The organism is Massilia mucilaginosa, assembly GCF_011682145.1.
GTDB classification, from domain to species: Bacteria; Pseudomonadota; Gammaproteobacteria; order Burkholderiales; family Burkholderiaceae_D; genus Telluria_A; species Telluria_A mucilaginosa.
In genome coordinates this window covers 44,006-56,022 of sequence record NZ_WHJH01000032.1, presented here as the reverse complement: position 1 = coordinate 56,022, position 12,017 = coordinate 44,006, and the positions used below count along the sequence as shown (strand labels likewise).

Annotated in this window: 6 protein-coding genes; 1 reads left to right on the top strand and 5 read right to left on the bottom strand. The window is 61.5% G+C overall.

The genetic code is table 11. The annotated features are described in order from the left end of the window. Positions 1–74: 74 nt before the first annotated feature. The gene (locus F2P45_RS22090; RefSeq protein WP_166879990.1) at positions 75–3,374 is read right to left on the bottom strand and encodes a calcium-binding protein; all 3,300 of its coding nucleotides are present in this window, start codon (positions 3,372–3,374) and stop codon (positions 75–77) included. A 674-nt stretch (positions 3,375–4,048) separates the two neighbouring features. Continuing rightward, on the bottom strand, positions 4,049–6,952 hold the full coding sequence (locus F2P45_RS22085; RefSeq protein WP_166879988.1) for a TonB-dependent receptor plug domain-containing protein: 2,904 nt from the start codon (positions 6,950–6,952) through the stop codon (positions 4,049–4,051). Between the two features lie 351 nt (positions 6,953–7,303). On the opposite strand from F2P45_RS22085, the gene F2P45_RS22080 reads away from it, so the two are divergent. Next, positions 7,304–7,765 carry a cache domain-containing protein gene (locus tag F2P45_RS22080; RefSeq protein WP_166879987.1) on the top strand — a complete coding sequence of 154 codons (462 nt, stop codon included), beginning with the start codon at positions 7,304–7,306 and terminating at the stop codon, positions 7,763–7,765. Positions 7,766–8,081: 316 nt separating this feature from the next. Here F2P45_RS22080 and F2P45_RS22075 read toward each other — a convergent pair whose 3' ends face one another. The 3 genes from F2P45_RS22075 to tkt all read right to left on the bottom strand — a co-directional run bounded on the left by F2P45_RS22075 (position 8,082) and on the right by tkt (position 11,905). After that, on the bottom strand, positions 8,082–8,630 hold the full coding sequence (locus F2P45_RS22075; RefSeq protein WP_166879986.1) for a DUF5625 family protein: 549 nt from the start codon (positions 8,628–8,630) through the stop codon (positions 8,082–8,084). 205 nt (positions 8,631–8,835) lie between these two features. Next, entirely contained in the window at positions 8,836–9,846 is a 1,011-nt protein-coding gene (gene gap, locus F2P45_RS22070) for a type I glyceraldehyde-3-phosphate dehydrogenase (RefSeq protein ID WP_166879985.1), read from the bottom strand. A 61-nt stretch (positions 9,847–9,907) separates the two neighbouring features. Then, positions 9,908–11,905, bottom strand: a complete 1,998-nt coding sequence (gene tkt / locus F2P45_RS22065) for a transketolase (RefSeq protein WP_166879984.1) — start codon at positions 11,903–11,905, stop codon at positions 9,908–9,910. Positions 11,906–12,017: the final 112 nt, after the last annotated feature.

The window sequence follows — 12,017 nt, the reverse complement described above, 5'->3', positions numbered from 1 at the left end:
CTTGTGCCGGGGCGCACTACTCTCCGCAAGATAATAATGGTTAATGACCGTGATTTCGTCGCTGACACCATATTTCAGCACCAAATCGTTGCCAACTCGCTCGATGCCACGTCGGTGAAACGGATCGAGTCGACCGCTCCGACAACATCGTCGGCATCGATCCGGTCCACGCCATCGCCTTTCGCAAAGACGAAGGTGTCGTTGCCGGTACCGCTCACCAAGGTATCGTTGCCCTTGCCGCCGTTGAGCGTATCGTTCAATACGCCGCCCTTCACGGAATCATGGCCGTCCAGCGCCATGATGCGATTGGTGCCATCGTCGTAACCAGCCAGTGTGTCATTCCCCTCCGTACCAAGGGTGACTGCCAGTTCGCGAATCGCCGCCTTGTCCCATGAGACTCCATCGCTGAACTTGATCAGGTCGATTGCGGAGTAACGATAACTGCCTTCGAAGTGCTTTACGATCGTCACCTGATCGCCTGCGCCGTAGTTCAGGACCAGGTCGTCGCCGATCCGCCGGAGCCACAACACGTCGTCCGACCTCACATCGGAAAATTCGATCACGTCCACATCTCTATTCGAGGTGTCATGGACGGAAATCACGTCCACGCCGCCCCCCCTGGACAGCTTGAACGTTTCGCTGCCGACATCACCGGTCAGGATATCGTTGCCGGTACCGCCAATCAGGATATCGTCCCCGCCCTGGCCTTTAAGGACGTCGTCGTCCGCGCCGCCCTGGAGTACATCGCTGAGCGCGCCACCGGTCAATGTATCTTTTCCCGCAAAGCCGTCGATGCGATTGGTTCCATAATCGATCCCGGTTAGCGCATCCGCCCCCGCCGTGCCAGGGGTGACTACCTTGTCCAGGATACCTGCCTCGTCCCATGTCACGCCATTGCTGAACCTGATTTGATCGATTGCGTAGCTACGATAACTCCCGGAGAAGTGCTTGACGATCGTCACCTGATCGCCTGCGCCGTAGTTCAGGACCAGGTTGTCGCCCATCCGCACGAGCGAGTGCAACTCATCAGATTTCACATCCGAAAATTCGACTGTGTTAACCGCGCTTGCGGAATCCGGGGAAACTTCGATCCGATCGGCCCCATCCCCCTTCGAAAAAACAAAGACGTCGCTGCCGCCGCTTCCGATCAGCGTGTCATTTCCCAAACCGCCAACAAGAGTATCGTTTCCAGATGTTCCAATGAGCTTGTCATGGCCAGCCGGCGCTGCGGCCGCATTGACCATCATCATCCTCCGCTGCACAGGTCCCTGCACCACGACCACAGGCTCCGTCGCGGTCGCCTGCGCGATCACCACGACACTGTCGTTGCCCGCGTCGTCATGCAGGAACAAGGCCGCGCCAGCGCCATCGCTCGATGCCAGCAAGCGTCCGTCATCCGCGTGGATCGTGTCGGTCAGCACGCCGTCCGTATCGATCGCCTGCAGCAACTGCCCCGCCTGGTCGTGCACATAGTGCATGCGCGCCCCGTCCATGCCGCTGACCACCTCCTCCAACGCCGTTACGCCCGCCGCCGATGCCAGCAAGCCGCGCGCGTCGTAGTTCAGCGTGGTGAGCTCCGCCTGATCGTCAGCGGCACCGGAAGCGGCCAGCCAGGCCAGCATCTCCGATTCCTGCACGACCTTGCGGATGCTCAGGTTGTCGATCTCGATGGTGTTGGTCGAACCCGGCGTGCCGGCGGCCGCACCAGGTCCCCAGTAGGTGGCGGCGCTCATGCGCACGCTGGCGCCGGGACCGAACTGCTGGCTCACGGCAAAGGCGCTGGCGCGACCCTCGCCCTTCGGATACACGGCCACGGCCGCGCCGCCATCGGCACTGGTATCGAACTCCAGCACATAGGCGGTGTCCGGCCGCGCGCGGCCCAGCACCTGGTAGCGCATGGCGGAACCGGTGCCGACCTGGCAACCGATGACATCGCCGTCAAAGCGCACACGCAGGCGGCGTGCATCGGCCTCGCCCCAGGTTCCGGCATCGATCCCGGTGGTGAGCATGTCCTGGCTCAGCAACGCTGGCGTGGTCACTTCGAAACGCCAGCTGGTGCCCATCGGACGGGCCACGTCGGCAATCTCGGGGGTGGCCTGGCCGGCTTGGCTGCCCGAGGTCAGGCGCAGGGTGCCGTCTTCGACCTGCGCCTCGGGCGGCAAGCTCAGGCCATGCCCGTCCTGGCTAAAGTCGAGCAGGGAAAACGCCGGAGCGAACGTCCTGCCCTCATAGCGCAGCACAGCGTCGCGCCGTCCGCTGCCGTCGTAGCGATATTGCTCGACGACACCCTGCGCATCGACCGCAAAACGCAGCTGTTGCGCGCTGTTGTAGACGAACAGGCTGGTGGCCGCCGTCCCGGCAGCCGGCGCCAGCGTGGTTTCGGCCAGCAGATTCCTCGTGCCCGGCGCGAAGTCGCGCAGCACGCGCAGCGCTCCCCCGGCATCGCGTTCGCGCACGCAATTGCCGATGGCATCGTAGTCGTAATACGTGTCGGCGCCCGTGGCATCGACGCTGTGCACCAGCCGGCCGGCGCCATCGTAGGCGTAGCGGGTTTGCGCACCGGCCGCATCGGTCACGGTGGTCGTGCCGGCGAGCGCGTAATCGACAGTGGTGACGCCGCCGTTCGGGTCCACGAAACCGGCCAGCTTCCATCCGCCGTCGTGCAGGGTGTAGGTAAACGACAGCACGCCGCCGTCCGACCGGGTGACGCTTGCAACGCGTCCGCTGGCGCCGTCGTAGGTGTAGGCGGTGGTGTAGACGGCGCCAGCGAGCGTGGTGGCGACCTGGACCAGTCGCTGCTGCGCATCGTAGGCATAGCGAACCGCCGTGGCGTCGTGCGTCGTGCCGGCGAGTACGGTCCTGAACGTGGCGACATTGCCGTGCGCATCGTAGGCGAGATGCGTCAGATCCCCGTGCGCATTGCCGATCTGGCCGACCAGTCCGTCATCATTGTAGGTATAGCGCAGCTGGGCGCCGGCGGCGTCGCCCGCTTCAAGGATGCGGCCGTCGGCGGCGCCGTCGTACAACTCGTAGATGGCGCTGTCCGGGCGGCCCACGTCGCGCCAGATCCACTGCCCGCCTGCGGCGGCGGCGAGCGACTGCGCCTGCTTGCCAGGATCGCTCGACACATACAGATCGCGCTCGCGGTCGAACTGGAACAGCGTCACGTCGCCATGCTCATCGACCCGGCCGAGCGTGTCCGCGCCCAGATGGCGCACTTGCTTGGCCAGGCCGAGCTTCCATTGTTGCCCAGGCGTGGCGTCGCTCAGGGCGCCCTGCGAATTGTATGTACGAAAGAGGCTGGTATCGATGGCGCTGGCAGCAAGCAGGTCGTCATGGCGTTCCAGCAGCAAGCCGCCTTTGGACAGATTCAAGAGCACATTTTCCCTGCTGTTCCTGGCTGCCGTCGCCCCATCGGGCCCTGGACGGCCCGCAGCCATTGCCGACAGGTTCAACAACCCAAAACCACTACCGCTTACATTCGTAACCATTCGATTCCCTCAATTTCATGTTGGACGCGCCAAAAACATTGCTGCAGAGCTTCAGGTTGCCATTCCTGCGCTGCTGCTTTCCTTAATGAATGTATCCAGAGATTTTCGAAAATGTTTAGGTATTTTTAAAATATATTTTTAGGTAATGTTTTCAGGCAGGGCCAAGCGCGTTTAAGACCCAAAAAAATTACACTATAAGCAACACCATAGCGTGCGGCCGATGCGCATACATAGTGGAAGCTGGTTGCCAGGAATGCGTCGTTGCAAAAACGCCATGGAAAAAAATACCCGGCACAGGGCCGGGTCAGATCGATGGCGCCCTGCGGCGCCATCATGCCCTTATCAGAACTGATACCGCACGCCGCGCGTCCACGCCGTCGCGGCGCGCAAAAGCGAGGGCCATGAAATTCGCACAAAGGTGGATTGGCGAACAAGAGGAACTCACAAAAACGTGCATATGCGTGATTTTTTCTTGTTTTCGGCACGAAAGCGGCGCACCGGACAGGCGAAAAAAACCCGGCGCCAGGACCGGGTTTTTCAGGTACCGCGGGAACGGCTTAGAACGCGTAGCGCGCCGTCACCTGGAAGTAGCGGCCGTAAGGATTGTGCAAACCCTCGTTGTAGCCGGCCAGCGGCGCGCCGGTCGAGGTGCTGGTGCCATAGGCTGGATCGTACGGCGCCTTGGTGTCGAGCACGTTCTGGATATTCACATTCAGGCTCAGGTTCTTGAACCCGGTGTAGGTGTAACCGACGCCAAGCCGGGTCCAGCTGTTGACCACGCACTCCGGGAAGGTCCCTTCATAATTCGGATTGAGCGCTGCGCGGTTCGGTTCCGGATCCTTGCGCGTGCCGTAGTGGCAGAACGGCTTTTCATAGGTTTCTGCACCGTCATATTTGCGCTGCAGCGATACCCGGCCGATGTAGTTCACACTGGCATTGAACGCGTGCGAGCCCAGGCTCCACGATCCTGACAGCGAGGTTTTCCAGCGCGGCAAATCGATCGAGTTCGACAAGGACCAGTCGACGATGCCGGCATTATGGCCCGCCAGCTCGTGCTCGATATCGCCCGGGTTCTCCGAGAAACGGTAGGAGTCGAGATAGCTGGTGTTGAGCTTGGCACTGAACGCCCCCCACTCGCCCAGGTTCTTGCGGAAAGCGGCGTCAAAGTCCACGCCACGCACTTCGGTCGCGCCCTGGTTGGTCCATGGCAGGCGCACCAGCAACAGCGGTCCGGTACCGGGGATCGCCTTGCCGTCCGCGCCAATCAGGAGATTGACCGGATTGGTGTCGCGCTGCACCACGCCCGGATTGGTATCCTCGTTCTTCATCGCCTGCGCGGCGGTGCCGAGCGCGACTTCGCCCTCTTTGCGAATCTTGTAGAAGTCCAGCCCGAAGTCCATGTTCGAGTTCGGCGAGAACAGCAAGCCGAACGAGATGCTCTTCGATTTTTCCGGCTTCAGGTCGGGATTGGAGTTGCCCACCCCGCCAGCGGTCTTGTTGCAATCGACTTCGGTGGCGCCCGCCTTCGGCGTGACCTCGTCGTTCTCGCAACGGCGCGGATCGTAGATACCTGGCTGGAAGAATTGCGAACCGCCCGGCAAGACCTGGGTCAGCGCCGGTGCGCGGAAGCCGCGCGCATAGGTGCCGCGCATCGCGAAGCTGTCGGTGACGGTCCACTTGGTGCCGACCTTGGGCACGAAGTTGGTCTTGATGCCAGGGTATTTGTCGAGGCGGCCGGCGAAGTCCATCTCGAAATTCTTCAGGAACGGCGTGCGCAGCTCGACGAAGGCCGATTTCACATCGCGCTCACCGTCGATCGCGCTGTTGGCCAGGCCGAAGATCTGTCCGCTCCCGAGCAAAGGATCGGGCGTCAGGGTCAGCTTCTCGCGCCGCACTTCGGCGCCCATCGCCAGGCCCATCGCACCGCCACCGAGCTGTCCGAACTGGGTGTTGGCCTTGACATCCCACTGCAAGATGGCGGCCTTGTTATCGTTGACCACGTCATGCGAGATGGTCGGATCGGCCGCCAGAGCCGCCAGCGAGGTACCGGAGTTGAGTTTGCGCAAGGTCGGCAGGTACAGGCGGTCGTAGGTGGTGTCTTCACGCACCGACTGGTTGTACAGGATCGCCGTTTCCCAATCCCAAGTTCCCAGGGTGCCCTGCAAACCGGTCACCAGGCGCGTATTCTCGTTCACGTTCTTGGTGCCGCCGCGCAGGTTTTCGAAGCGGTAGCCGACCGAGGCACGGGCATTCGGAAACGGATTGTCGGGGTGGCCGATTTCCAGGACAGCCTGGAACGGGGCGACCACTGAATTGCTGGCGAAATTGGTCGTCACGGCCTGGCCGATGTTGATCGGCGAGCCGGTGTAGCTGCGCTCGGTGCGCGTGTAGGCCACTTCGGCAAACCCCTTCATATTCCCGCCAAACTTCATCATGCCGCGCGACATGATGCTCGCATCCTTGCCGTCGCCGGTGCCTTCGAGGAATGGCGAGGTATCGAAGTTGCAGAAATTGCGACCGATAAAGACACTGGTGGCGGCCAGGCCCATCGTGGTGCTGCCTACCAGTTGCTTGGACGGATCGCAGTTGGTGCGCACGACCAGGCGATCGGCCATGTTGGCCCGGTTCACGGCGAAGTTTTTGCTGCCCGGGAAACTCTCGCGATAAAACGCCGGCGAGGCCGAGCTGGTGCTGCCGTACGGCGTGGCGTAGCGGTTATTGAGCGCCTTGTAAGTATCGTATTCGATATCAGTGACGTCCGTGCGCCGGACCCGGTCGCGGTCCGACACATCGGCCGTCACGAACACATTGTAGCCATCAGCGTCGAGGTCGCCTTTGCCCCAGAAAATATTCGCACCCTTGCGCTTGAAATTGCGGTCGTCGTTGGCGCTGGCGCGGGCCGAGACTTCGATGCCCTGGAAATTGGCCTTGGTAATGAAGTTGATCACGCCGCCGATGGCATCGGAACCGTACACTGCCGACGCCCCATCCTTGAGGATTTCGACCCGCTCGAGGGCCGACAGGGGAATCGAGTTCAAGTCGTACAGGGTGGAATTGCCGTCGTTCGGATCGGCGTAGGCGGACGGCGTCATGCGCCGTCCGTTGAGCAGGATCAGGGTCGAGGTCGACGACAGGCCGCGCAGCGATGCGGTGGACACGCCGCCGGCGAACCCAGGGTCATTGGAGTCGATATTCTGGTCGGAACCCATGGACGGCACCTGGCGCATCAGTTCAGTCACCGTGGCCGCGCCGCTGTCGCGGATATCCTTGGTCGTGATGACCTGGATCGGCTGGGTGCCCTCTTTCTCGGTGCGTTTCAGATTCGAACCGGTGATGTACACCGTGGCGGACGGCGTCGCGGACAGTGGCGCGGCAGCCTGCTGCGCGAGCACGATGTGCGACGAACCCAAGGTTAACGCGACGGCGAGGACGCTCTGTTTCAATGCAAAGTGCTTTTTCAAGATAACTCCAGGTGAGATATTCTTCCGTGAAAAAAATCGACTCTTTTTTGAAACCCATTTATGTGTACGGGTGATGACAAATTTCGCATGAACCCTGCACGGAATCAAACAACTTATGCATATACGACAATTTTGCCGTCTTTACTGTTGTTTTTCGACGAACATACCTACGCAAAAACCGCCGTTTTGCAACTTCGGCTGTATGTAGTTCAGTTCGGTGCACTGTCGTTTTTGTGCATTAAATTCGCCGGTCGCACCCAGAATTTTCCGCAAAGTACCTGACAAGCAGGCGAACATCGGCATAATGGTTTCACGCAACAACGCGCCATTGACCGGGATGGGAGTGTATTGATGAGAACGATATTTTCCGCAAGCTTGCTCAGCGTAGCCCTGCTGGCCCTGCCGGGAGCGGCGTGGGCGGCTGACAAAGGCAGTGCCGACGAAGCGGTCGCGATGGTCAAGAAAGCGGTCGCGCTGATCAAGGCCGACAAGGCCAAGGCCTTCGCGGCGATCAGCGACACCGCCAACAAGGAATATCACGACCGCGATCTGTATGTGTATGTCTATGACCTGAACGGCATCGCCCTCGCCCACGGCAACAATCCCAAGATCGTCGGCAAGAACCTGATGGCGCTGGCCGACAGCAACGGCAAGCTGATGATCAAAGAAATGGCCGACCTGGCCAAGTCGCCCGCGGGCAAAGGCTGGGTCGACTTCAAGTGGCCCAATCCGGTGACCAAGGCGGTCGAAAACAAGTCGGGCTACATCGAACGGGTCGACGACATGATGGTTGGCTCCGGCATCTACAAATAGGCATCCGCCTCAACTGCAAGGCCGCGTCCTAAAACCTTTCGCGGCAAGCCCCTACAATCGGGGTCAGAGCTCTAATCAGCAATTGTTACCCGAGCGCACAACAGTAGTCTGACCTCTTGCTAGGAAATTTTTGCCAAAGCGCAACAAAGTGCTGCCGATCCACATGCGACGGCAGGCACGCAACGGTACGCCTGTTGCCTGCACCGCCGCCGTCCCGCCATTCGACGAGAAAATGACGCGTCAGAGGTCAGACCACGGTATGCGATCTAAGCAAATTATTGCTGATTAGAGCTCTGACCCCGGTTTTGGGGGCGGGCTATTTTCCGTGGCCGGGAACCAGGGAAAACGAGGTGGCGACGCCGTCGAGCCCGGCCTGGCGCTCGAGATTGGTGATCACCAGGATGTACTCGCCCCGCGTCAAGTCGAGCCGACCGATCTGGCGCGTTTTTCGCGCGCGGTCGATGCCGCCGGAGACCTTGCACAGCGAGGTGAAGGTGCGCTCGATGACGACAGCCTTATCCGACTTGCGCTGAACCGCCACGCGAAACGGGATCGGGCGGCCAAGGCCCGGCAACTGCGCTACCGGAATGTCGCCATAGTTCACACCCGGCTCGCAGTGTTTGTCGTAGCGCGAGCCGACGATCTCATCCTGCCGCATCGCCCACGCATTCTGAAACGCAAACGTCAGGTCGAGCGAGTAGCGCTTGTCCACCGGGACCGAAAACGCGGTCGATGCCGTGACACCGGCCTCGCTCAGCGCCAGCGGCTGGTCCGCTATCAGCGGCGGAAAGGAGCACGCGAAGGTGATATGCATGACCAGTCCGATGACTGGCTTCTGGCAGAGCGAGTAAGCGATGGGTCCCATGATGCTCTTTGTGCTGGATCGGACGAGCAGTATCCGATGCCCAGCCGTGTTGTGGCGACATGGTTCCCGCCGCTACCGTACGTGGACCAGGGGGATTACTTTTTGATACGCTCGATTTTTCCGGAAACACCGGCCCGCCCCCGCAAGCGAACATCGGCGCGAAAAAAAACGCCCCGCAGGGCGTTCTTGTCGATCCGGCCGACGATTACTTGGCGTTCATCAGTGCCACCGTGGTGTCCAGCATGCGGTTCGAGAAACCCCACTCGTTGTCATACCACGACGACACTTTGACCAGGCGGCCCGACACTTTGGTCAGGGTCGAATCGAAATTCGACGAGGCCGGGTTGTGGTTGAAGTCGATCGATACCAGCGGCTCGGTCTGGTACGTCAGCACGTCTTTCAACGCGCCTTCGGATGCCGCTTTCATCAGGGCATTGACTTCGTCCACCGTGGTGTCGCGCTTGGCGATGAAGGTCAGGTCGACCAGCGAGACGTTGATGGTCGGCACGCGGATCGCGAAGCCGTCCAGCTTGCCGTTCAGTTCAGGCAGCACCAGGCCGACCGCGGCGGCGGCGCCGGTCTTGGTCGGGATCATGCTCATCGTGGCCGAACGGGCGCGGCGCAGGTCTTCATGCATCACGTCCGACAGCACCTGGTCGTTGGTGTAGGCGTGCACGGTGGTCATCAGGCCGGTTTCCAGGCCGATGGCGTCGTTCAGCGGCTTGACCAGCGGGGCCAGGCAGTTGGTGGTGCACGATGCGTTGGAGATGACCGTATCGGTCGACTTCAGGACGTTTTCGTTCACGCCGAACACGATGGTGGCGTCCACGTCTTTACCGCCCGGTGCCGAAATGATGACTTTCTTGGCGCCGCCCTTCAGGTGGGCCGAGGCTTTTTCTTTGGTGGTGAAGAAACCGGTGCATTCCAGGACCACGTCCACGCCCAGCTCGCCCCATGGAATTTCAGCAGGATTGCGCTGCGCGAACACGCGGATCGCGTCGCCATTGACGATCATGTTGTCGCCTTCGACCGTGACGGTGCCGGGGAACTTGCCGTGCGCCGTATCGTAACGGGTCAGGTGCGCGTTCGACTTGGCATCGCCCAGGTCGTTGATCGCCACGATCTGGATGTCGTGTTTCTTGCCGCCTTCGTAGAAAGCGCGCAGGACATTGCGGCCGATACGGCCATAACCGTTGATTGCAACTTTGATCGTCATTACTTTGCTCCTGAGTGATAAAAATGGGTGGGCGGCGGCGCCCGGGCGCCGCCTGCGCAGATTAGTTCGTCAGTACCGACTTGACCTTGGCAACCACGTTCTCGACCGTGAAACCGAAGTGCTTGAACAGCACCGGCGCGGGAGCCGATTCGCCGAAGGTGTCGATGCCGACCACGGCGCCTTCCAGGCCAACGTATTTATACCAAAAATCGCTGACGCCGGCTTCGATCGCCACGCGCGGCACGCCGCGCGTGAGCACGCTGGCCTTGTAGGCGGCGTCCTGGCGGTCGTACACGTCGGTCGACGGCATCGACACCACGCGCACCAGAATGCCTTCGGCGGCCAGCGCGCTGGCGGCCTTGGTCGCCAGTTCGATTTCGGAACCGGTGGCGATCAGGATCGCTTTGGGCTCAAGCACGTCTTGCAGCACGTAGCCGCCGCGCGCGATGTCGGCGATCTGGGCCGCGCTGCGTTCCTGGAACGGCAGGTTCTGGCGCGAGAAGATCAGGGTCGACGGGCCATCCTTGCGCTGGACGGCGGCGCCCCAGGCTGCTGCGGATTCGACGGTGTCGCACGGACGCCAGTTGTCCAGGTTCGGGATCAGGCGCAGGGAAGAAACGTGCTCGACCGACTGGTGGGTCGGGCCGTCTTCGCCCAGGCCGATCGAGTCGTGGGTGAACACGAAGATCGAGCGCAGCTTCATCAGCGCGGCCATGCGCAGCGCGTTGCGGCTGTAGTCGGAGAAGGTGAGGAAGGTGGCGCCGAACGGAATGTAGCCGCCGTGCAGGGCGATGCCGTTCATGATGGCGCTCATGCCGAACTCGCGCACGCCGTAGTTGATGTGGTTGCCCGGCTTGCCGGAACGCAGTGCGATGCACTCTTTCCAGTTAGTCAGGTTGGAACCGGTCAGGTCGGCCGAGCCGCCCAGGAACTCCGGCAGGGTCGGGGCCAGCGCCTGGATCGCGTTCTGGCTGGCCTTGCGGGTGGCGATGTTTTCTTTCTTCTCGACGCAGGCGGCAATCGCCGCGTCCAGCGTGGCGTTGAAGTCGGCCGGCAGTTCACCCTTCATGCGGCGCTCGAATTCGGCGGCCAGCTCAGGGTATTGCGCGCGGTAGGCGGCGAATTTGGTGTTCCATTCGGCTTCCATCGCGGCGCCATTGGCTTTCGCGTCCCAGGCGGTGTAGACCTCGGCCGGGATCTCGAACGGGACCGAGGTCCACAGCAGGTGCTCGCGCACGGCCGCGACTTCCTTGTCGCCCAGCGCGGCGCCGTGCACCTTGTCGCCGCCCTGCAGATTCGGCGAACCCTTGCCGATGATGGTCTTGCAGCAGATCAGGGTCGGCTTGGACGACAGCTTCGCTTGCGCGATGGCGGCATCGACCGCTGCCACGCTGTGGCCGTCGACGGCGGCGATCACGTTCCAGCCGTAGGACTCGAAGCGTTTCGGGGTGTCGTCGGTGAACCAGCCTTCGACCTTGCCGTCGATCGAGATGCCGTTGTCGTCGTACAGGGCGATCAGGCGGTTCAGGCCCAGGGTGCCGGCCAGCGAGCACACTTCGTGCGAAATGCCTTCCATCAGGCAACCGTCGCCCAGGAAGGCGTAGGTGTAGTGATCGACCACGTCGAAGCCCGGCTTGTTGAATTCCGCCGCCAGCAGGTATTCCGACAGCGCCATGCCGACCGCGTTGGCGATGCCCTGGCCGAGCGGGCCGGTGGTCGTTTCCACGCCCGGGGTGATGTCGACTTCCGGGTGGCCCGGGGTCTTCGAATGCATCTGGCGGAAATTCTTGATATCGGCCATGGAGAGGTCGTAGCCCGACAGGTGCAGCAGCGCGTAGTGCAGCATCGAGCCGTGGCCGTTCGAGAGCAGGAAGCGGTCGCGGTTGAGCCACTTCGGATTGGACGGATTGTGCTTGTAGTGGCCGGCCCACAGCGCCACCGCAATTTCCGCCATGCCCATCGGCATGCCTGGGTGGCCGGAATTAGCCTGTTGCACTGCGTCCATTGCCAGCGCGCGGATCGCGTTGGCCATCAAAGTGGTAGGGAGCGTCGTTTTCATGGGTCGAATCTGTGAGGTCGTAGGATTGGAAATGCGGGTGGCGCTGCTTGGCGTACCGGGTCAAGTATTTTACCAGACCATGGGGTGGCGAATTAAAATGAAGCACTTTGCC